Origin of the sequence: Halomonas sp. TA22, assembly GCF_013009075.1 — a bacterium.
Lineage (GTDB): Bacteria > Pseudomonadota > Gammaproteobacteria > Pseudomonadales > Halomonadaceae > TA22.
Map to the genome: position 1 here is coordinate 2,471,508 of NZ_CP053108.1, position 20,440 is coordinate 2,491,947.

General features: G+C 60.5%; 21 protein-coding genes. 17 read left to right on the plus strand and 4 right to left on the minus strand.

The features are described 5' to 3' along the window. Nucleotides 1–13: 13 nt before the first annotated feature. The 8 genes from HJD22_RS11665 (at nt 14) to HJD22_RS11700 (ending at nt 6,234) form a co-directional block, all read left to right on the plus strand. The gene (locus HJD22_RS11665) at nt 14–1,006 is read left to right on the plus strand and encodes a N4-gp56 family major capsid protein (RefSeq protein ID WP_208653648.1); all 993 of its coding nucleotides are present in this window, start codon (nt 14–16) and stop codon (nt 1,004–1,006) included. A gap of 83 nt (nt 1,007–1,089) precedes the next feature. Next, complete coding sequence (locus HJD22_RS11670; protein ID WP_208653647.1) at nt 1,090–1,506, plus strand: hypothetical protein; 417 nt, start codon at nt 1,090–1,092, stop codon at nt 1,504–1,506. A 3-nt stretch (nt 1,507–1,509) separates the two neighbouring features. Next, nucleotides 1,510–2,157, plus strand: coding sequence for a hypothetical protein (locus tag HJD22_RS11675; protein WP_208653646.1), 648 nt, complete (start codon nt 1,510–1,512; stop codon nt 2,155–2,157). Next, nucleotides 2,154–3,614, plus strand: coding sequence for a hypothetical protein (locus tag HJD22_RS11680; protein WP_208653645.1), 1,461 nt, complete (start codon nt 2,154–2,156; stop codon nt 3,612–3,614). Before HJD22_RS11675 ends, HJD22_RS11680 begins: the two co-directional genes overlap by 4 nt. Further along, complete coding sequence (locus HJD22_RS11685) at nt 3,574–4,560, plus strand: hypothetical protein (protein WP_208653644.1); 987 nt, start codon at nt 3,574–3,576, stop codon at nt 4,558–4,560. The genes HJD22_RS11680 and HJD22_RS11685 overlap by 41 nt, the downstream gene beginning before the upstream one ends. After that, nucleotides 4,560–5,501 carry a hypothetical protein gene (locus HJD22_RS11690; protein ID WP_208653643.1) on the plus strand — a complete coding sequence of 314 codons (942 nt, stop codon included), beginning with the start codon at nt 4,560–4,562 and terminating at the stop codon, nt 5,499–5,501. Before HJD22_RS11685 ends, HJD22_RS11690 begins: the two co-directional genes overlap by 1 nt. An 11-nt stretch (nt 5,502–5,512) precedes the next feature. Further along, nucleotides 5,513–5,932, plus strand: coding sequence for a hypothetical protein (locus HJD22_RS11695; protein ID WP_208653642.1), 420 nt, complete (start codon nt 5,513–5,515; stop codon nt 5,930–5,932). After that, nucleotides 5,929–6,234 carry a hypothetical protein gene (locus HJD22_RS11700; RefSeq protein ID WP_208653641.1) on the plus strand — a complete coding sequence of 102 codons (306 nt, stop codon included), beginning with the start codon at nt 5,929–5,931 and terminating at the stop codon, nt 6,232–6,234. The genes HJD22_RS11695 and HJD22_RS11700 overlap by 4 nt, the downstream gene beginning before the upstream one ends. On the opposite strand, the gene HJD22_RS11705 is transcribed toward HJD22_RS11700, so the two are convergent. Then, a complete protein-coding gene (locus tag HJD22_RS11705; protein WP_208653640.1) occupies nt 6,235–6,711 on the minus strand; it encodes a hypothetical protein in 477 nt (158 codons plus the stop codon). A 32-nt stretch (nt 6,712–6,743) separates the two neighbouring features. Between HJD22_RS11705 and HJD22_RS11710 the strand changes: the two genes are divergently transcribed. Genes HJD22_RS11710 through HJD22_RS11735 form a run of 6 tightly spaced genes read left to right on the plus strand, consistent with a single transcriptional unit; the run spans nt 6,744 to nt 16,747 of the window. After that, a complete protein-coding gene (locus HJD22_RS11710; protein WP_208653639.1) occupies nt 6,744–7,277 on the plus strand; it encodes a hypothetical protein in 534 nt (177 codons plus the stop codon). A gap of 15 nt (nt 7,278–7,292) precedes the next feature. Beyond that, nucleotides 7,293–7,595 carry a hypothetical protein gene (locus tag HJD22_RS11715; RefSeq protein ID WP_208653638.1) on the plus strand — a complete coding sequence of 101 codons (303 nt, stop codon included), beginning with the start codon at nt 7,293–7,295 and terminating at the stop codon, nt 7,593–7,595. A gap of 1 nt (nt 7,596) precedes the next feature. After that, on the plus strand, nt 7,597–8,688 hold the full coding sequence (locus HJD22_RS11720; RefSeq protein ID WP_208653637.1) for a hypothetical protein: 1,092 nt from the start codon (nt 7,597–7,599) through the stop codon (nt 8,686–8,688). Nucleotides 8,689–8,698: 10 nt separating this feature from the next. Next, on the plus strand, nt 8,699–9,280 hold the full coding sequence (locus HJD22_RS11725; protein WP_208653636.1) for a hypothetical protein: 582 nt from the start codon (nt 8,699–8,701) through the stop codon (nt 9,278–9,280). Then, nucleotides 9,280–9,936 carry a hypothetical protein gene (locus tag HJD22_RS11730; RefSeq protein ID WP_208653635.1) on the plus strand — a complete coding sequence of 219 codons (657 nt, stop codon included), beginning with the start codon at nt 9,280–9,282 and terminating at the stop codon, nt 9,934–9,936. Before HJD22_RS11725 ends, HJD22_RS11730 begins: the two co-directional genes overlap by 1 nt. A gap of 19 nt (nt 9,937–9,955) precedes the next feature. After that, on the plus strand, nt 9,956–16,747 hold the full coding sequence (locus HJD22_RS11735) for a hypothetical protein (RefSeq protein ID WP_208653634.1): 6,792 nt from the start codon (nt 9,956–9,958) through the stop codon (nt 16,745–16,747). On the opposite strand, the gene HJD22_RS11740 is transcribed toward HJD22_RS11735, so the two are convergent. From HJD22_RS11740 to HJD22_RS11750, 3 genes are all read right to left on the minus strand, one after another. After that, nucleotides 16,748–17,209, minus strand: a complete 462-nt coding sequence (locus tag HJD22_RS11740; protein ID WP_208653633.1) for a hypothetical protein — start codon at nt 17,207–17,209, stop codon at nt 16,748–16,750. 478 nt (nt 17,210–17,687) lie between these two features. Beyond that, nucleotides 17,688–18,158, minus strand: coding sequence for a DUF2335 domain-containing protein (locus HJD22_RS11745; RefSeq protein WP_208653632.1), 471 nt, complete (start codon nt 18,156–18,158; stop codon nt 17,688–17,690). A 567-nt stretch (nt 18,159–18,725) separates the two neighbouring features. Further along, nucleotides 18,726–19,016 carry an Arc family DNA-binding protein gene (locus HJD22_RS11750; RefSeq protein WP_208653631.1) on the minus strand — a complete coding sequence of 97 codons (291 nt, stop codon included), beginning with the start codon at nt 19,014–19,016 and terminating at the stop codon, nt 18,726–18,728. Between the two features lie 86 nt (nt 19,017–19,102). Here HJD22_RS11750 and HJD22_RS11755 point away from each other — a divergent pair, with 86 nt between their 5' ends. From HJD22_RS11755 to HJD22_RS11765, 3 genes are all read left to right on the plus strand, one after another. Further along, a complete protein-coding gene (locus HJD22_RS11755; protein ID WP_208653630.1) occupies nt 19,103–19,276 on the plus strand; it encodes an Arc family DNA-binding protein in 174 nt (57 codons plus the stop codon). A 16-nt stretch (nt 19,277–19,292) separates the two neighbouring features. Continuing rightward, nucleotides 19,293–19,571: a hypothetical protein gene (locus HJD22_RS11760; RefSeq protein ID WP_208653629.1), complete on the plus strand. Its 279-nt coding sequence runs from the start codon at nt 19,293–19,295 to the stop codon at nt 19,569–19,571. Between the two features lie 619 nt (nt 19,572–20,190). Continuing rightward, complete coding sequence (locus HJD22_RS11765) at nt 20,191–20,400, plus strand: hypothetical protein (RefSeq protein WP_208653628.1); 210 nt, start codon at nt 20,191–20,193, stop codon at nt 20,398–20,400. Nucleotides 20,401–20,440: the final 40 nt, after the last annotated feature.

Consider the following 20,440-nt stretch of genomic DNA (forward strand, 5'->3'; position numbering starts at 1 on the left):
GAGGTACTGAGCAATGGCAACAACTGAATACGGCGATATCTCCCAGCGCACCGCCGCCTGGGCCGCCACCGAAGCCCTGTCCCACGCCGAGCCCATCCTGGTGCTCTCCAAGTTCGGGCAGAACAAGCCGCTGCCGAAGAACAAGGCCGATACGGTGAAGTTCCGCCGCCCGGTGCCGTTCCCGGTGGTCACCACACCGCTGCAGGAAGGCGTGACGCCGACCGCACAGCAGATGCAGTACGAGGACGTGACCGTCCAGATCAAGCAGTGGGGCGCCGTGGTCGAAATCACCGATTACGTCAACGACCTCGCCGAGGATCCGGTGCTGGCCGATGCCTCCGTGCTGTGTGGCGAGCAGGCGGCCGAGACTATTGAGATGCAGACCTGGGGTGCGCTCAAGGCTGGCACCAACGTGTTCTACGCCAACGGCGACACTCGCGGCGCGGTGAACTCCGCGGTCAGCCTGGGCAAGCAGCGCGCGATCACCCGTTCGCTCAAGGGCAACCGGGCCAAGAAGATCACCAACATGGTCGGCGGCAGCCCGAACTACTCCACCGAGCCGGTGGATGCGGCCTTCATCGCCTTCGCGCATACCGACCTCGAGTCGGACATCCGCGATATGGAAGGCTTCACCCCGACCGAGAAGTACGGCTCCATGAAGGCGCTGCCCTACGAGATCGGCAAGGTCGAGGACGTGCGTTACGTGCTCTCACCGGTGCTCGACAAGTGGGAAGATGCCGGCGGCGCGGCGGGCGAGATGGTCTCGTCTGGCGGCGACAATGCCGACGTCTATCCGGTGGTGTACATCGGCAAGGAGTTCTACGGCCTGATCCCGCTCAAGGGCGCCAATGCCATCAAGCCGTCGGTGATCAATCCCTCCACCGTCTCCAAGTCCGATCCGCTCGGCCAGGTCGGGTATGTCGGCTGGAAGACCTATTACGTGGCCAAGATCCTCAACGAAGGCTGGGGTGCGCGACTGGAAGTGGCAGCCTCCAATCTGGAGTAAGCCATCAAGGCATTAGCAAGGCATGAACGAAGCCCGCCACCCGGCGGGCTTTCTCTTTCCCGACATACCGTGAGGTATCGACCGTGTCTGAACTCAATACCGCAGAAATGACCCGCGAGCAGCTTGAAGCCACCGCCAACGACCTGGGCGTCAAGTTTCAGGCCAACACCGGGGATGACACCCTGCGCGGCCGTATTAACGAAGCGCTAGGCAACCCTGAACCTGGGCCCACCAAACCGGATCAGGAACCCGCCAAACCAGCGGCCAAGGCCAAAGCCAAGCAATACAAGATCATCGTCTCGACCCACGATCAGGATAAGCAGCCTGTTCAGGTGGGCGTGAACGGCCGAATGTACGTGATCGAACGCGGCAAGGAAGTGACCGTGCCCGCCGCCGTGGTCGAGGTGCTGCGCAACGCCGTGCAGGACATCTACGACCCCAAGACCATGAAGAAATCGCACGTCAGCTCCTACCCCTTCCAGGTGAAGGGCGAGGCCTAAGCCATGACCTTCCTCGAACTCTGCCAGCGGCTGCGCCAGGAGGTGGGCGCAGCCGGCACAGGGCCTGCGGCCGTCACAGGCCAGCATGGTGAATACGCACGCCTGATCGGCTGGATTCAGCAGGCTTGGATGGAGATCCAGACCCGGCGCACGGACTGGCGGTTTTCCTGGGCGGAAGGTGAGGTCGAACTCGAAAGCGGCTATCGCGACTATGCGCTACCCGATGACTTTGCCCGGTTTATACCGGGGACCATCTACCTCGACGACAGGCAGCTGACGTTGCTGCCCTATAGCGAGTTTCGGCGCCGGTTCAGGAAAGCTGCACCGGAGCGCCCCAGGCACATCACGGTCACGCCGGGGGATGTCATGCGGCTAGGAGGTGCGCTCACTTTCGATGGCATGCCAAGTGAGGATGAAACGCTCTCGTTTGAGTACTTCCGCAAACCGCAGGTGCTGAGCGCCAATGGCGACACACCTCGGCTACCGGAGGAGCATCATATGGCCATCGTCTACCGCGCGATGACGCAATACGGTCTGTACGAGAATGCGCCGGAAGTGATCCAGCAAGGCGCATCGAATGAAGCACGCTTGATGAACGAGATTGAGCGCAGCCAGTTGCCGGCAGTTGTATTGCCAGGCGGTTTGGCATGAGCCGCTCGGCCTATATCCGTCTGGGAGGCGGCATCGATATGGTCACGCCGCCGGAGCAGTTGCCTCCCGGTGCCGCGATTTCCTGCATCAACTACGAGTGCCCTGTCACTGGCGGTTATCGGCGCATCGACGGCTACACTCAGCAGGGCCCCGTCGTTCCCGGCGAAGGCCCAATATTGGGCGTGGTGACATTCGACGACGCGGTCTATGCCGTGCGCAAGAACGAGGGCGCCGATACCGCCACACTCTACCGCCTGAACGGTGAGGCGTGGGAATCGGTCGGCGCGGTGCACAACGGCCGCCACGAGTTCGATGAAGGAAACGCTTATGCCACGGAGGCGGGGCGTGCCTTGTACGGGGTTGGCGGCGGCAAGCCGTTCGAGCTGATGGCTACCGGCGAGTTCGCCACGCTCGACAACGCGCCCAGCGGTGCCAGGTTCATCGCTCTGCACAAGAATCATCTGTTCCTGGGCTTCCAGGCCGGCAGCCTGCAGTTCAGCAACATCGGCGACCCGGCCAACTGGGAGGCCGATACCGGCGGAGCAGGAGAGATCGGCACTGGTCAACGCCTCACCGGCTTGCTGCGCGGTGTCGGCGGAGTGCTGCATGTGCTGTGTCGCGACAGCGTTCAGACGCTTCGCTTCACCAGCGCTGAGGATTCGCTGCTCGAGGTGACCGTTCCCAATAGCGGGGCACGCACCCACTCATGTCAGTCTCTGATGATGCCGTACTTCGTCAACGAACGAGGTATCACAACATTGGAGGCCACCCAGCACTTCGGCGACTTCACCTCCATGCAGCCGGGGCGCAAGGTCGAACCGTTATTCGTTGGCGATGGGCTATCCAACCGTGTGAAGGCCAGCGCTGTGTCCAAGGCCAAGGCCCAGTATCGGGTCTGGTTCGATAACGGCACCGGCCTCTACATGAGTGCCAATGGCATCACTGTCGTAAAGTTTCCCCACCAGGTCGAGGTCGCGCACACCGGCGAGCTATCCAACGGGCAGGAGCAGATCCTGATCGGCGACACCACCGGCCATGTCTTTCGGCTTGACCAAGGCAACAACTTCAACGGCGAGCCGATCGAAGCGTTCCTCACCCTGGCCTTCACTGACCTCAAGTCACCCAGCGTACGCAAGCGCTTTCATCGCGCCTTCTGGGACGTGCGTAGCGGTACGGATGCGCGGATATCGATACAGCCTGACTTCGGCTATGGCCGCAACGAAACGGCCAGGCCACGGCGCGAGTTCATGGACTACATGCTGGGCGGTGGCCTTTGGGGAACCAGCCGCTGGAACGAGTTCGTCTGGTCGGTGCCCTTGCTGGGCCAAGAGCCGATGGATATCACCGGCACCGACACGAGCATCAACTTCACCATTCATTCCCAGTCGGACGGCTCTGCCCATGAGCTGCTGGGGTATGACATCCACTACGATCTTCGGAGGCAGCGCCGTGGGTAATCCCTATTTCGATAACAGCGATCCGGGGCAGCGCTTCCAGCCCGGAACCGTGGCGGATGGCGAGGCGGTAGACGAGAAGTTCGACGCTATCGCCACGGGCCTTGATGCCGCCTACGTCGATACGCGGCGCGCCCTGAAATTCCCCTATGAAGAAGGGCAGCCGAGCCAAGAGTTCACGGCCAGCGCCCTGCAGCGGCGCAACCGAGTGCTGGGGTTCGATGGCGAGGGCAACCTGGCGTTGGTATCGGGCTTCTACTACCGCCAGGACTGGCAGCCGAACACCGACTACTTCCTGAATGACGTGGTGCGAGATCCGGTCACAACCAACCTCTACGTCTGTATTTCTCGCCACAAGTCAGGCGCTTCTAGCGACTTCAACAATGGTGTGCGTTGGTATCTCGCCATTGACGCCGATCTGGTTTATCGAACAGGGCAGGAGGCGCAGATCGCAGCTGCACTCGCGCGCGCATGGGCATCGCAAGACCCAGGGCCGGTAGGCGGCACGGCCTACCAGTCTGCCAAGACCTATGCGCTGGATGCCCGTGGGAGCGAAGCGGCTGCACGGGGCTACCGTAACGAAGTGCAGTCCGCCGAGTTGCGCGTGAAGACACTGGAGCAGAACGCCCGCGCCGCCGAGTCCAGCACAACCCAGCAAGCCAGCAATGCCTCCAGCTCCGCATCTGCTGCTGCCTCCAGCTTGTCCAGCGTGCAAACGCTCGAGCAGAGCGTGACGAACAAAGCTCAACAGGTGGCCACCGATGCCCAGACAGCCAGCGACGCCGCCACCAGCGCGGAGTTGGTGAGCCAGCGCATCAAAGACACCACCACCATGGACTTTCTCAATTTCGAGCTGAGCGGTCCTGACCTGATCGCGCACTTCGCCGGTTACGGCGATGACAGCCAATTCTCGATCAACGCCGCCGGTGAACTGGAGGTAACCCTGTAATGCCGACTCTCAACCTTGGACGCGTGCGCTTCAACTGGAAGGGCGCCTACGACTCCGCTGCCAGTTACCTGGAATATGACGTTGTCCGCGACGATGGCCAGAGCTATGTGGCGACCCAGGACGTGTCCGACACCGACCCCGGCCCGAATGAACCCGGTGGCGAAATGTTCTGGGACGGTACGCTGCTGCGCGGCGATGACTATAACGATGCCCGGGACGAAGCCATTCAGGCCGCATCCAACGCATCAGGCAGCGCCACAACCTCGGAAGAACACGCCACAGCAGCGGGTGAGGCTGCCACCGCCTCCGCAGAGGCGCGAGACAAGTCGCGGGAATGGGCCGAGAGCGACACCGAGCCTGAGCCCGGTAGCAAGTCAGCAAAGGCCTGGGCAGAAGAGGCGGCAACCCATGGTGATCCGAATGCGTTCCAGATCATTGCCGACGAAACCGAGGATACGCGCGCGCTGCGAGAGTGGGCGGCTCAGATATTGGCCAATCAGCAGAAAGGCAACAATAACGCGCAAGCGCTCAGTGAGCACCAGTCTGCGGCTAACCCACATGCTCAGTACGCACGACTTTCAGCTGAAAATGACTTTGCTCAGATGCCTACGGTCGGTGGTGCACCGATAGTCGAAAGCGATAGTAATGACAACGGAGAGTGGACCCGTTGGGCGGATGGGACTCAATTTATTCAAGCTAGTTCGCGACAAGTCATAAATATCGGAGAACCCGTCGGCGGCATATACCGATCCGGTATACTTCAAGTTGTATTCCCCCAGCCGTTTCTCAGCAACTCAAGATATAACCCGTGGGGCCATGCAGGAACGTCCGTATGGCTGGGATTCTCTCGAGTGTCATCAAACACACTTGATGTTCTAGCATATTCCACCCAGGTAGAAAATACGGGAGTAGTTATTTCGGCAAAAGGTTACTTCAAGTAAGAGGGCAGCATATGAAAGCTAAATTTTTGGCGACTGGCGCAGCACCTGACTATTACACGCTGAGTGGTGAGACCGTCGCCGCCCACAACAAGGGCATGACCGAGGAATATAATCTGTCCGACTTTCCTGAGGGTGGACTATTTCAAAGTGCAGACCCGGTGGATGGAGTGCCAGCGATACTCAATGTTGAACGTGTCAATGGTGACCTTTACGTCACACTTTGCCAACAAGTAATCGCCAGTCAATACCCAGACCTAAAGGCCCATTGGCGCGGGCAGCAAGTGTTAGATTCCGCTGACTATGACCCCGATACTTGCTATGTGACGCCCACGGGCCTATCTGGCGTGTATGACTACGAGATTGTGCGCGGCAAGGACGTGGCTGGCGTTGAGGGATGGACAGTGCGTCGTAAAGCAGAGGAGCCAGCATGATGGGCAACGTGAACTGGATCACACCCGAGCAGCAAGAAGCCGAGGCGCTCGACGTCTGGCGGGCTTCTACTGTCGTCTCTCGCTTCCAGGCGCGTGCCGCGTTGCGTGAGGCGGGATTAAGAGATCAGGTCGAAACGATCATCGCTGATCCCAATACCAGCCCGATCATCGTCGATGCATGGAACGACGCCCAGGAATTCCGCCGTATGAGCCCAACCATCCAAGCGCTTGCCGGCGAGCTTGGTCTTGATGACGAGGCGGTAGATCAACTCTTTAAGCAGGCTGCGCAGATCGAGGCGTGATTACTCGCTCTCGTCCAGCCCTCTGCTAGCGCGCTCTCGGCGTTCGTAGTGGCGGATGATATCCGAGGCTGGATTTTTGACATCTTGATCGAAACGCCTGAGCAGTGAACCTATAACGCTGACCTCTTTGTCAATTCGCTGGGAGTGCTTGAAAATGGCGTCGTTTAAACGCTCACGCTCCTGCTGCTCGGACCAGAACTGATCTCGTGTAATTTCCTGATCGCCGATGAGGAACGTATCTTTCTCACCGAATCGCGCCTGAAGCTTTCCTTGTGCGACATGCTCGTTATAGCTCTCTTGGAAAGAGACAAGCCTTTGCGCGCGCATAAAGAACTTCGTGCGATTCAGATAAAGAGAAATGCCCTCCCATAGCAGGTAGTCCCTAACGACCAGCGCAAGTGGCTTAAAAACAACGGCGATGCCAAACGTCACTATGCCGACCAAGGCAATTTTGACCACAGGGATCGTCAACTCCATTACCCACCTCTCGTAATGTGAAGGAGGCCATCATGGCAACTTCCACCGGCCTGGATTCCGTCCAAGGCCAACTCAGCTCCATGCTCGACGGCAACTCGCCGCTGATGAAGCAGGCCGCCACCATGGGAAAGCAGCAGGCCAATCAGCGCGGGCTGCTCAACAGTTCCATGGGTATTGGCGCATCTCAGGGCGCGATGATCAACGCCGCGATGCCGGCCGCGCAACAGGATGCCGGATACCGGCAAACCCTGGGGCAAATGGACCGCAGCAACCAGCACGCGCTGGGGCAGATGAAAGAGCAGCACGGCAATGACATGAACCAGCTATATGGCACGTCTACAGCCAACGCTTGGGGCGTGATGAGCAACAACATCACCGACATTGTCGCGCAGTCCATGGATGCGATTAACCAGATCCAGGGAAACAGCGATATCTCTGCCGAGAACAAGACCAAGATGATCAACCAGATCACGTCGATGCGCGATACCGACATTAAGTTCCAGCAGTCGCTGTACTCCAACCTGAGCGGATTCCTGAAAGGGTCCGGCGTCTTCCCCAAACTTTAATCGAGAGGTGAGCCCATGTCGTGGACGACAGCAGCAAGCAATGCCTTGAACAGCATTGGCACCTACGCCACCAACGCTTTCGAGTGGCTGGACGACAACCCCACCGCGGCAAACGTGATCGGCGGCGTTGCCTCCGGTGCCGGCACCTACTACGCGCAGAAGCAGCAGCAGAACAAGCAGATGGACTTCCAGCGCGAAATGTACGGCCGGCAGCGCAAGGATCAGATGGCGAACCCCGGAGAGATCGGCGATTACAGCAGCCACGCCAGCAGCCTGAGCAAGGGGCTTCTGAGTCACGGCATGGTGACGGGAGGCTGATATGACGAGAGCAAGCGGCGCAGGGGGCGGCGGCTACGGCGGTGCAGTAGGTGCCGGTGTCGGCGCTTCGGCCAGTGGCGGTCGCTCTGGTGGTAATACCGGGGGGAACACGGGCGGTGGCTTTGGTAACGAAGTCGCCACGTCAGGATCGGGCGGGGGATACGGCGCCGGCCACAACAGCACCAGTGGCGGTAATACGGGCGGTTCGTCGTCTGGTGGGCTCTACGGCAACGCCGATACTGGTGGGGTAAGCGCCGGGCAAGAGGCGGGGCTTGGGACGAACGAAGGCCGGGCGAGTACGCGGGCAGGGGATCGGACGGTGGGGGGCAAGGGGCTCTATGGCGAGGTTGATACCTCACCTGGTGCCAGTGTTACGTCAGGCTCGGTCACTTCCGGTGCCTTGGCTGACTTCGGCGACTATGCCGCTCTCGCCGAGAAACAGTTCGGTGGCTGGCAGAACGAGGTCGATTACGGTGGCGATGAGGGCTATGGCCCTAATTCCTCCAGGGCGCTGACTCAGGCTCATGAAGATGCTGGGCTGACCGCTAGGCTCGACAGTGAGGCGCGTGGCGGTCTCTTGAGTCGTGGGCTTAGCCTGGCGGGCGGATTGTTTGGTGGGCCGGTTGGTGGCCTTGTCGGCGAGGGAATGTCCGCCATCAATTCAGGGCGCCATGTCGCTGGTGAAATGGCCCGACTCAACGAGCAGCTTGGTACGCACCATAACGAGTCGCTAGGACACCATGCGGGACGACACGCACGGGGCGCGCTGGCCGGAGCCGCCACTGGCATGGTGGGTGGTCATGCGCTGGCAGGGGTGGGTGCGCACGCCGCCGGGGTGCCAGGGGCAATCGGTGGGGCAGTGGTGTCGGGGGTTGCGGCTGATGCAGCGCATAACCACGCCATGGGTGCCACGCCTGGCGGATCTCCAAATGCCCCTACAGCCAACGATGGTACCGGGCCCACTGGCGGCCTGCTTGCCAGCGGCATGCCCGCCCAGCGTTCTCAGCCCGCCATAGCGGCGCCAAGCTTCGGCGTCGGTAACTTCAACAATTACGCCTCATACGCCGAATCCTTCTTTTCCAACTTCGCATAGGTGACTCGACATGGCAGGACTGCTCAACCAGGGCATGGCCCCGCAACAGCCGCAAGGTGAACGTCAACCACAGGGCGCACCGCAACCGCCCCCACGGGAGCCACAACAGGGCCAGGACGCCAGCGTCAACTACGAGCCCGATCAAGGCCAGCAGATGTATCAGGTGCTGACCGAGGCGATGCTGGAATCGCTCTATGCTGGCGAGGGCGCAGAACAGGTACTGGCCAGCCACGAAGATGTCGTCGAGGCCATGGGCCAGGTGATCGCCACCACCATGCTCACCGCGCACCAGGCGCTGACCGATGATGGCAGCACAGTGCCACCTGGCATCATGTTCCAAGCGGCCATGGAAGTGGCCAAGGCCGTCGGCGAGATGGCCGTGCATATGCAGCGCCTGCCGGCAGAGGGCAACGGCGAGGAGATCGAGGCCGCCTTCATGATGGCCCTGGCCCGCTTCGGGCAGATGGCCGATGACCTGAGCCCCGCCCAGAAGCAGCGCTATGCCGAGCTGATCGGCGCCCTGCGCGATGCCAAGCAGGAGAGCCAAGGCCAGGCACCGGCAGATGAACCGATGACGCAAGGGGGTATGTGATGGCACTTGGACTTTTGGCCGGCGCGATTGCCGGCGGCGGCCAGGCGGTGCAGGAGAACGCCCGCTCGCGCATCGACGAACTCAAGCAGATGCGGCTCAAGGAGATGGATCAGAAATACCAGACCAGCGAACGCGAGGCATCGCAGGACTTCACCGCCGGCGAGAATCAGAATAACCGCCAGCACCAGACCAGCGAGCGACTGGGCGGCCAGCAGTTCACGTCTGGCGAGAATCAGGCCAACCGCCAGAGTCAACGCGAGCTGACCGGCATGCAGGTGGGGGCGGCCAACCAGCGCGCCAATGCCGGCGGCTGGCAGCTGGTACCGACCGATGATGGCGGCATGATGCGCTACAACACCATCACCGGCGAGACGGCGGAAGCGCCCCAGGGGCTACTGGCCAGTGGCATTACAGGTGGAAAGATGTCAGATCGAGAAAAGGACGCTATGGCTACGCTGCGCAGCCAGTACCGCGACCTGGCTGGACAGTATGATTCAATGGGTGACGTAGGAGAAAAGCAGCAGGTTCAAGAGCGCTTGAATCGGGTCTATTCCCAAATGGAACGCATCAATCCTCTGCTCGCCAGAGAGATCGCCGGCGAGGCAGACGGCGGTGGTATCATGAGCGTGGATGACTTCATGAAACAGTTTCAGTGACCTGCAGAGGGAGCCGCGTGTGAACGCCGCCAACCGTCCTCGCTGGAGCGATATCGCTCAGCACCCCAGCTTTCAGAATGCCAGCCCCGAGAAACGCCGCGAAATGCAGCAGGGGTATTTCCAGCAGTTCATCCAACCGAGCATTCCAGAAGGCCTGGACGCGTCGGCGGTGCACAGCCAATTCCTTGAGATGTCATCGGCAGATCTCGGCGACACCTCGCCGGGCGTGCTGTCGTATGTTGCGCGCACCCCCCAGATGGTGGCCGAAGGTGCGGTAGGCTCGCTGTCTGCCGCTGCCGAGGGCGTGGGCGTTATCGGCGAGCAGATGGGCCGGGTCGAGTCCGATCGGCGCGTAGACGAAGCCCTGCAGCGACTGGACACCACTGAGCGCAACTATGCCGAGGCGCTGGAGGGAACGAACGAGCAGTTCCGCGACCGCGTGACAGCCAACTTCGAACGCGACCTCGAGCGCCGCCAGCAAGAGCTTCACGACGCCATAACCGATTGGGCCGAGCGTGAGCCCAGCCAAGTGGCGCAATTCTTCCGTGACCGTGGCACCGACCTGCGCGAACTGGCTCAGGAGATCGGCCCGGACGAGGAGTTCGACGGGCTCTATCGTGAACTGGCGAACGGGGTGGGCTCAATGCTCACCTACATGGGCCCGGGCATGGTGGCGGGGGCTTTGACCCGTGGCGCAAGCACCGGCGCGCAGATGGCGGCTGGCCTCACGGCGGCGGGCGCCCTGGCCGGGCCTTCTGGTGTTTCCGACCAGTACAACCGGGCCATTGCCGCGGGGCAAAGCGAGGAAGAAGCGCTCGAGGTGGCCATGCAAGGCCTGCCGGGTGGTTTGATCCAGGTGGCGCCATTGGCCTCGATCATTCGCCCACTACCTGCCGAGCTGCAAGGCAAGGCCATCGGCCAGCTCTATGGCATCCTGCGCACCGCCGGCAGCGAGTTCGTGGTGGAGAACGCCGGCGCGATGCTGCAGAACCTCGTCGAGCAGTCGTACAACGAGGAGAAAAGCACCTGGGACGACACGCCATACCAAGGCCTGGTGGCCGGTGGCTCTGCCGCCATTCTGCAGGCTGGCGTTCAGGCCCTGACCCGTGGCCGGGGGATGAGCGCATCGCCGGGCCGTGCCGGTGAGCAGCGAGGACCTGACGCGCCCAGCCCCGACGCTGTGCAAGAGGAGGCTGCCGAGGTTGCCGCCGAGCCACAGGCCGCACCGGAAACCGATCCCACATGGGCGCAGGCCTGGCAGGAGCAGGGAGTAGCACAACCCGCCGAGAACCTGCCCGACACCACCATCGAGATACAGCCTGGCCAGCAGGAGGACAGCCTTTCCGCGCTGATCCGTACGCCGCTGGCGCAACTCGACCCCGCCAGCCAGCAGACACGTGACCAGATCCTCGCCGGCGACGGCTATGCCTTGCTGCGCGAACGTGCCGAGGCAACGGGCAACCCCGATCTGGTGGCCAGCGTGGACCGCATGCAGGTATCCGCCATGGAGGCCAATGCTGCCCCCGATGCCGCTACCGCGCAGGCCTTGCTCGAGGAGTCTGCCCAGCGCTACCAGGCGGTGACGGCAGCGCTCCAACAGCCGCCCAGCGAGGCACAGCGCCAAGCCAGTCAGCAGCAGTTCAAGACGCAGTCCATCGCCGCCGCCCGCGAACAGGTGGCCGCCCAGGGTGGCGATGCGCTGGCCCAGACGGTGGCCGGCGAGGCCGCCGAGCAGCAAGCGGTAGGGCAGGTACAGCAGGAGGAAGCCAGCCGCCCGCGCGTGGCGCCGGATACCGGTGCGCTTGGCCAACAGATTCAGCAGGCCATGGCCACCGCCGATCAGCTGGCGGATGCTGCCCGCACCTCTGGTCAGCAGACCAGTACCCGCCAGCGCAACCTGAACATGGTCATCGGGCGCGCGGAAACCGCATTCGAGCAGGGTAATTACCCGCAGGCCGAGAGCCTGCTACGCCGTGCCGACGCCATTGCCAACGACCTGGGCGGCACCATCCAGCAGGCGCAGCAGATCCAGCAGGCGCCCCCGGCTGAACAGCCGGCTGCTGCTAATGTGCCGCAGGCGGAGACAGCGTCTCAGGGCGAGCTGGCCATTCAGCCGCTGCCTGCGCAGGACGTCGCGACACCCCCGCAGGTAAGTGAGCAACGCCCGGCAGTAGCCGCTACAACCCAGCAACAAGCATTGCGCTCCAACGGCGAGCCCTTCGCCACCGAGCGCTCTGCCATGGCCAGCGGCGCGGCCCGTCGGGCGCAGGCCCAGGGCCAGATCGTGGAAGCGGTGCCGGTAGAGGGCGGCTTCGCCGTTCGTATGCAGGATGCTGCTCAAATAGCGGAAGCAACGGGCGAAACTGCGCAGGATGCCTTCGAAACGATTCGCGGCGACTCCATCGATAGCGAATGGACGGAATTCTCCGACACATCAGGCACGCTCAATATACCCCGTACCGACATGCCCCAGATCAAAGCGGAGCACCGTGGCGCGCTGGCGAACTTCCTCTCGGCTCGTGGGATCGTCAGCAGTGAAGAGACTGTGCCGGCACGCTCCCTTCACCCGACGCAGCGGGAATTCTCTGAGGAGCGTGTTCAGGCAGCCAAGGACCGAGAGGGTGGCGATCGTGCAATCCTTGTGTCGGCAGATGGCCATGTCGTCGACGGCCACCACCAGTGGCTGGCAAGGGCCGATCAGGGCCAGGACGTTCGTGTAATCCGCCTTGATGCGCCAATCGAGCAGGTGCTGGAAGCGGCACATACGTTTCCGAGCAGTGAGACGGACGGAGGTGCGACTAACCGCGAAGCGCCTGCCCAGGAGAGCTTCACCGCCGATGAACAAGCGATCCAGCAAGATGGCCAGGACTCCTTGTTCAGCACTCGCGAAGCCGAGCCGGTCGCGACGACAACGCCCCTCGCCGAGGACATTCGCGCCGAGATCGCCCGACTGCCGGAGCTGGCCGAGGCGGTGGTCATTCAACACCCCCGCGAGCTTCCCTCCAATGCGCTGCTCAGCATGGCCATGCGTGGCGTGAACGCGCGCGACGTGCGTGGCATGTACTTCGGGGGCGATCTGTATGTCATCGCCAGCAACCTCGAGAGCGTCGAGGAAGGCGTTCGCGTGGCGATTCATGAAGCGGTTGGACACAAGGGCGTGCGCGGCGTGCTTGGCGCCGAGCTTGAGCCGGTGATGCGCGAGGTGTACCGCACGCTACCGCTGGACCGCCGTGGCCGTGAAGCGCTGCAAGAGGTGCTTGATGCCTATACCTTCCTCGATCGCAACAACCCCGACCACCAGATCACCATCGCCGAGGAGATGATCGCCCATCTCACCGAGAAGGGCTGGACCCCCGGCCCGGTGCGGCGCGCCATCGCCAAGATTCGCGAGCTGCTGCGCCGCTACTTCCCCAACATGCGCTGGACCGATACCGATGTGATGGCCCTGGCCGAGCGCTCGCGGGAGTACCTGCGCCGGCAGCAGGAGGAGGCGGACGGGGCGACGGACTTGGATGCAGTTGATTCAGAGGTAGACAGCACCCAGTCAGATAGCGATACCGCTGGATCATCAGAAAGCGATGCTCTGATGAGCATGAGGTCACAGAGCTCGGCACCTGGTGAAATGCGTGCGGCAATCGAGGCGCTGAAAGGCGTGGGCCGCCCCATCGTGCTGAACAGCGCTGACAACCTGGCACTCAACGTAGCACTTGAGTCCACCGTCTCCGGAGTGAACCCGCAGGATGCCGTGGCGTTCTACCATGGTGATGACCTATATGTGATCGCCGGCAATGCCGGGAGCCCGGCTCAGGCGGTGCGCGCCACACTGGCCACGGTGATCAGCCGCAATGGGCTGCGTGAGGTGGTGGGCAACCGTGTCGATACCGTGCTTCGCGACGTATATCGCCAGCTCCCGGGCAGCCAGGCGGGCCGCGCGGCAATGCGCGAGATCCGCGCCGAGTACGATTACCTCGATCAGAACCACGATGCCGACCGCATGGCCCTGACGACTGAGCTTGTCGCCCGGATGAACGAGCGCGGCGACGCCCCTGGCTTTATCCGCGAGGCCGGTGAGCGGCTCGACGCGCTGTTGCAGGAGGCCTACCCCGAGGCCGGTTTCTCGACTGGCGACGGCGTGGCCATGGCGACGCACAGCCGCCATCACCTACGCCAGCAGCAAACTGACTTCGGTGAGAAGCGCGCCCCTTATGCGCTGCCGTTCGTGTTCAGCGCCCAGGATGGAGCAGGACGCGGCACACTGCTGGACCTGAATACCCAGGTGGTGGACGAAAACGGCGACATCGTCAGCGATGCACGGGTGGATACTTCGTGGCAGTCAGTGAAGAAAGTGGGGCAGGGGTTTTTTGAATCAGCCACCGATCGCCTTCGCCGCAGCCGTTCGCCGGTGCTGGTGGAGCTGGCCACGCGCGTGGATGCCTATTTCGACCAGGCCGAGGCCCGGCTGGGTATGGTCAACGGCATGCTGCGCGAGCCCCTCAAGAAGCTACGCACCCTCAACCCGCTGCAGCGCAGCCGAAACATGACCGCGTTCGAGCAATACATGCGCCACCGTGACAACGGCCGGAAGGCGCAGGCTGACGCCATCGCCGCCGACAACCCTGCCGTGACCGAGCTGGCCGAGGCGGTGGATGCGATGTTCGATGAGGTGGGTACGCTCAACCAAAACGTGAAGACGCCCCAGGGCACCGGCATGCGCGTATTCGACAGCCGCACTGGTGCCTTCCGCAAGATCGGCAAGGTCAAGAAGGGCGAATTCTGGCCCCGGGCGATTCGGCCCGAGGTGCAGCGCGTGATGCACGACCCGACCAGCAACACGAAGCTGTGGCACGAGCTGCTCGATGCCCTCATCGACGAGGGCAAGGCTGAAAGCCGCAAGGAGGCCGCCGAGTACCTGCGCGGCAACAGCGGGTATTTCAGCAGCGAGATCGCCAGCGACTATTTCGCCGGCATCGAGAAGGCCCGAGGCGAGAAGCTCCCGGAGATCTTCTACGACTACCGATTCGACGTGGTGAGCAACTATGCCCGCAAGTGGTCGAACCGGATCAGCCAGGTGGAACAATTCGGCCAGAAGATTGGCCCCATGGCCAAGGATGCCTTCGAGGAAGCAGTCAGCGTTGCCCGTGACCAGCAAACCAAAGACTATATCGGCGCCCTGGCCGATCGGGTCTATAACCGCCGGCCAATAGATGGGTACCACGAGGGCATGGCCATGGCGAACCTGGCGGCCACCGGCCTGCAGCTGGGCAACCCCGGCACAGCCACGCTCAACATCATCGGTGGCACCCAGCTCAACGTGCAGATGTTCGGCAGCAAGCGCATGGCCAAGGCTTATCTCGAGCTGGCGACCGAGTTCAGAGATGTATACCGGGAGGGTGTGGAGCTCGGCATTCTCGGCAAGGACGTGCTCAACATCCTGCGCGATGCCGACAACCGCAATGCCGAATACATGGATGCCAATTCACGGGCAAAAGAGGGGCTGAGCAAGTTCGCAGCCTTCACAATGAAATGGGGGGGCTACACCGGTACCGAGCAAGTGATTCGTGCTACCGGCATGCTCGCTGCCCGGGCCCAGCTGCTGGATGCACTGAAAGTCTGGAACACCAATCCTTTTTCCCGTGATGCTCGCACCTATCGTGCTTTCATGGACCGCAACCGTATCGACGTGGGCAAGCTGATCCGCGAGAACGGCAAGGGCGAGGAGTCCGCCAAGTACCTGCGCCTGATGGTCAACATTCCTCAGGGCAGCTACCGAGTGGACCAGACCCCTCTCTACGTGGACACGCCTATTGGACGGTTCATGTTCAAGTATCAGAAGTTCGGCACGCAGGTGAGCCGACTGTTCTGGCAGCAGAAGCTCAAGCCGATGATGGACACGTGGGCCGACCCGTCGGCGACGAGCATGGATCGTGCTCGGGCAACTCTGCCTATCCTCCAGTGGTTTGGCTGGTCGATCATTGGCGGTGGCGCCATCCTGTCGGCTCGCGGGGCGATGTTTGGTTATCTGAATCCAGGGCCCGAGCTTGAGGAAATCGCCAAAGCCATGGAAGACGATGACATGATGTCGTGGCTTGGCATGGTAGCGGCCAAGGCTCATGCGAACATGATAGCCGGCAGTGCCTACGGCTTCTTCGGCAACTACATTCAGATGGGTCTCGACATCGCCGATCAGCAGCGGGTGAAGAACCCATTCGAGCCGCCCGGCCTGGCGCCAGTGGATGCCGCCGTGGAGCTTGTTCGCCGTGGACTCGAGCAGGGTCGATTCCCCTATGCTTCCGATTTTGAGCAAGTGGCAGAGCGAAATGTGTCGTTATACCGGGCGAGTAAGCGAGGTTTAGCGGCTATTGGTCGCCAGGCAGGCGTAGAGGCGGACTTCATTGCGCTAGAGCAAGCTCGTCGCGACCTGCAATATGTGCGCAAGGCGGCGCGGCGATTTGCTGATGACACTGGTATCGATGCCACTCGCACTGCAACCGGGCGGTTCGGCCTGACAGAGAATACCGCGGCGAACCGCAAGATCGTGGATGCCCTATTGATCGGCAATGGCCGTCAGGCGCGACAGTTGGTGATGGAGGAATTACGCAGTCTTCCGAAGGACGAGCGAAACCGCCGGCTGCAGTCCATCCGATCAACTGCGCGTGCGCGTCAGCCAGTGCAGCTGGGAGGCCCGGCCAGCCAGGAGGAAGTGGCAGCATTCCGGGCATGGGCGAAGCAGCGGCTTCCGCCATCACGCGCCCAGCTTGTCGAGGAAATGATTGTTGGATATGAAAGATCGACGCGACAAGCAGGTCTGTAACTATTGCAGGCGGGCTTCAATGAAGGCCCTGGCTGACCGAGTGTCGGACAGGGCTTTTCGATCCCATTCATCGAATTCGACCTCCCATTGGAGATCGGTAATTGCGTCGGCGAGATCCCTTAGTTCAGCGCTTGCCATGTAAGCGTATTGGCCGCTGATATCAGGATACTCGTCGAAGTATTCATCTGCTGTCTTTCTGGATTCGTCGATCTTCTTTTGAAGCCGAGCTTGGGGGGCTTCATGCCTTTCCATAGAGTCTTCGAGATATTGAATGCGGTATCTCGCCTTATCAAGCTGTCCTTTCCAAAACCGTTCTTGTTGAAGCGTGGCCCGCGCCTGATTCAGTACGCCCTCTATTTGCCCATAGGCATCTACTACCAGCTTGTCAGGCTGGGAGATCGTGAGGTATCCAATGAATAGCGCGCCCCCGCCAATCAGAAGCGCTACGCGAGAAGCGGCCATGACTATCTCCTTGGCTATAGGCTCATCATATTCTGTCTGGAATGATGTGGCGAGGGCCTGCTATCACTATCTTGGCGCTGAGTCCAGCTATTCAGGCAGCCTTCGAGCATGGCCTTGGAGAGTTCCGTAGCATCGTGTTGGGCGTTGTCAGATGTCGGAGGCAATGAGGCATATAGAAAGTTGGCGATACCCTTGAGTTGGTTTCTCAATCCACCTTCATCTAGCTCAGCATGTAGGCTATCTTCCAGTCGCTCCAGCTCCATACCATCGTAGTAGTCGGTGACGACAGCTTGTACGAACTCGGGGTGGATGTAACAGTGGTCCGGAGAGCCTTGAGCGATCGCGTGCGTCGCTAGAGTGACGGCCAGAGCGGTCCCTGCGACCACTGGTAGGTTTCTCATTATTTCCCTTATTGATGACTCACGAAACCATCGTATCGCATCAATAAAGGGGAGGCGAGGGCCTTAGAATGGGAGTGTTACTGCCTTTTCCTCACTTTGATAAATACAGTGGCGACTGCTGCCACGCCACCAAGCCCTAAGGCTGATGCTGCGAACTCATGGCCGTTTAGCCCGAGCAGGGCGGTGATGCCGAGAAAGGACAGGCCCAATATAAACGCCATCCACTGGCCACGGCGAATCTCCAGGATGGTGGCATCTTGTGCTCTGATATTGGAGTCTGCCGTGCAAATGTTGGATTCAGTGACTTTGGTGTTGATCTCGAGCTGCTTTCTTTCCTGCTCAAGACGGTGTGCCTGTTGATTTTCAGCAAGTGCGAATATGCGATCTGCTGCCCCAGGCATAATGCGATCGTAATATTCTACCTCCTGCGCGGGAGGTATTGGGGCAGAGGTAGCGGTCACTGACTTCTGCGTCAAAAGGTTTTGATTCGCTTTAGGGTCGCTGGCCTGCTGAATCAATTCTACATACTTCCTGTAGCCGTTCGTCATATTGTTGTTGGTACTCTTCTATCCCCATGCGGAGGTCTACGCCAACGGCACAGAAGTCCCCCCAGATGGCCTCCTGGTCGCTGCGCATGTCGCTTTCGATAGACACGGGGCTGACAGCCTCTACCTGCCCACGCTGCTGACGCGGTGAGATGGATACGATGCTGGCTATCGATTCTTTCAGGCTATCCATGTTCATGGTCGCCTCCCGGTTAAAGCATAATTCAATGATTCAGTATAGTCCTTCGAATGGTCTTCGTCTTCTATGCCCAAGGTAGAGCGTAGAAAGACCATCGCTAACCCTACTGCCACCTGAGCTATTCCGGCCGCTCCTCGCGGGCGGTCTTCTCCTGTAGCAATTCTTCAAATCGTCTGGCAGCTCCTAGAAATAGCCGTCGGGCTGGAAGCTGTTTCTACCTGGCCAGGATCTCTTCATCGAACATCGGCGGTGGGTGCACAGCTTTCTCTCATCGAGTGAGTCGTCCCTGACTCGTGCTGCCTGTCCTTCACCACTTCACTGTAGCAAACCGGCCGCAGGGCCTGAAAGGCCCGCATTTAACTCTTCGGCGTTTACACCTCGTCGCCTTTCAGGCCGCGCAGGCGTGCGTCCAGTTCCTTACGCATTAGGTCAAGCTGATTCGTCATCAACTCCATTACCGCAACTAGTTCGCGTGCCTCTTGATCGTGACGCGGCTGAACAGTGCCCCCGTCCTTGATCGCGCCCTCTCGCATGAAGCTTTCTCTAAGGCGCGCGGAGACCTCCGCAGTCTGAGACCGGTTGTTCTTCTCGGCGGCTTCCTTGATAAGTGCGCGTAACTCTTCGGAAAGCCGTACATTAAACTGAGGGTTAGGATCTTTCATGTAGCGAAGGTGTAGCACTGTGCTACATCGGTCAAGATACCAGTGTGCTAGCTTCTTGTTAATGAAATGCTAGTCAGGAGTCCATCATGACCGTTACTGAGCAGACCAACATACGCCTGCCCATTGGTATAAAGGAGAGGCTGAGACGTGAAGCGAAGCGCAATCACCGCAGCTTGAACGCGGAGATATCCTACCGCCTGGCTGAGTCGCTCAGCGCTCAGGAAGAGCCTAAATGGAAGGGACGCGACCAGAAGCCATAACCGTACGCAGGTAGCCATGAAGATGAGACGAATCAGCAGGGCTTCCCGAGAGAAGCATCCTGGCTATTGGAGCCGACGCCGTGGATCGGAGATCGGCACCAACCAGGTCGAGCGACTGGAAGCGCTATGCTTCCATGCCAAGTGGATGGCGAACCGATGGCAGCGCGAGCTAGGCCCGGCACTCCAAGCGCTAGGAAGCCGACATGCGCAGGAGTGCCATGAGCACATTATTGGTGCAGCGCGCCTGGCGCATACCATGCAGCGTGCCGCCGGCACTATGCCGCCAGGCTTGTGAGTCGCTTTCTACAAGGCCGCCCAAGGGCGGCTTTTTATTGCAGTATTGCAATATTTCACGGTTGCATTGAAGCACGGATGTATCAGTGCAGAGGTATGAAGAATTAAGGAATTAACGCACTACCAGTTTTCTGGAAAACTGGAAAACAGGAATTGCAATTTTACTGGAATGCTCGAATGTTGGGTGGTGTAATATTCCTTGGAAAATCCCGCCACTCATGGGTTTAGTTACCCTCAAGGTCATTTATTCTACGCCTTATAAGTAATGCTAACTTGTGCAAATGTGCCTTTGTGCAAAAATGATTTTGTATAGAGAATAGTGGATTTATTTTTTTTGACGAGGGCTTGCAACGTGACGAATTTTGGAATTAATCTGATTGCGCACCAGATGACCCGAGCGCGATACGACCAGATTGGAGGTAGGTATGACGCAACGCAGGCTGCACACCAGGTGCAGAAAAACAGATGAGGCCCCAGGCGTTGCAGCGCCTAGGGCCTCGGTACAGACCCGACGTGCATATATCAGGACTGCGAATAATCAGTCTACGGGGTGTAGACCAAATTTCAACCGCTGGTTGATTTTACGGCACCCCGGTTACTGGAGGCGCAGGACAGGCTGCGTGATTCTGGATACAGGTCAGGCCGCTGAATTGCGACTGCTCTGCTATAACGCGAAATGGCTGTTCGGCCGCTGGCAGCGTGAATTGGGGCCCGCTCTACAGGCGCTGGGCAGCCGGCATGCCAACGAATGCCACGAGCATATCGTCGAGGCGGCTCGGTCTGCGCATTCAATGCAGCGCGCCACCGGTGCGCTGTCGTCAGGGGTCTGAGTTATTCCGGCCGCTCATCACGAGCGGCCTTTCTCTCAAC

Coding starts and splice junctions, on each gene's coding strand:
- HJD22_RS11705 (WP_208653640.1), bottom strand. CDS start 6,711: ATGGAGTTGACGATCCCTGTGGTCAAAATTGCCTTGGTCGGCATAGTG.
- HJD22_RS11730 (WP_208653635.1), top strand. CDS start 9,280: ATGGCACTTGGACTTTTGGCCGGCGCGATTGCCGGCGGCGGCCAGGCG.
- HJD22_RS11715 (WP_208653638.1), top strand. CDS start 7,293: ATGTCGTGGACGACAGCAGCAAGCAATGCCTTGAACAGCATTGGCACC.
- HJD22_RS11755 (WP_208653630.1), top strand. CDS start 19,103: ATGACCGTTACTGAGCAGACCAACATACGCCTGCCCATTGGTATAAAG.
- HJD22_RS11750 (WP_208653631.1), bottom strand. CDS start 19,016: ATGAAAGATCCTAACCCTCAGTTTAATGTACGGCTTTCCGAAGAGTTA.
- HJD22_RS11680 (WP_208653645.1), top strand. CDS start 2,154: ATGAGCCGCTCGGCCTATATCCGTCTGGGAGGCGGCATCGATATGGTC.
- HJD22_RS11740 (WP_208653633.1), bottom strand. CDS start 17,209: ATGGCCGCTTCTCGCGTAGCGCTTCTGATTGGCGGGGGCGCGCTATTC.
- HJD22_RS11725 (WP_208653636.1), top strand. CDS start 8,699: ATGGCAGGACTGCTCAACCAGGGCATGGCCCCGCAACAGCCGCAAGGT.
- HJD22_RS11675 (WP_208653646.1), top strand. CDS start 1,510: ATGACCTTCCTCGAACTCTGCCAGCGGCTGCGCCAGGAGGTGGGCGCA.
- HJD22_RS11745 (WP_208653632.1), bottom strand. CDS start 18,158: ATGACGAACGGCTACAGGAAGTATGTAGAATTGATTCAGCAGGCCAGC.
- HJD22_RS11720 (WP_208653637.1), top strand. CDS start 7,597: ATGACGAGAGCAAGCGGCGCAGGGGGCGGCGGCTACGGCGGTGCAGTA.
- HJD22_RS11710 (WP_208653639.1), top strand. CDS start 6,744: ATGGCAACTTCCACCGGCCTGGATTCCGTCCAAGGCCAACTCAGCTCC.
- HJD22_RS11700 (WP_208653641.1), top strand. CDS start 5,929: ATGATGGGCAACGTGAACTGGATCACACCCGAGCAGCAAGAAGCCGAG.
- HJD22_RS11695 (WP_208653642.1), top strand. CDS start 5,513: ATGAAAGCTAAATTTTTGGCGACTGGCGCAGCACCTGACTATTACACG.
- HJD22_RS11760 (WP_208653629.1), top strand. CDS start 19,293: ATGAAGATGAGACGAATCAGCAGGGCTTCCCGAGAGAAGCATCCTGGC.
- HJD22_RS11665 (WP_208653648.1), top strand. CDS start 14: ATGGCAACAACTGAATACGGCGATATCTCCCAGCGCACCGCCGCCTGG.
- HJD22_RS11685 (WP_208653644.1), top strand. CDS start 3,574: ATGACATCCACTACGATCTTCGGAGGCAGCGCCGTGGGTAATCCCTAT.
- HJD22_RS11690 (WP_208653643.1), top strand. CDS start 4,560: ATGCCGACTCTCAACCTTGGACGCGTGCGCTTCAACTGGAAGGGCGCC.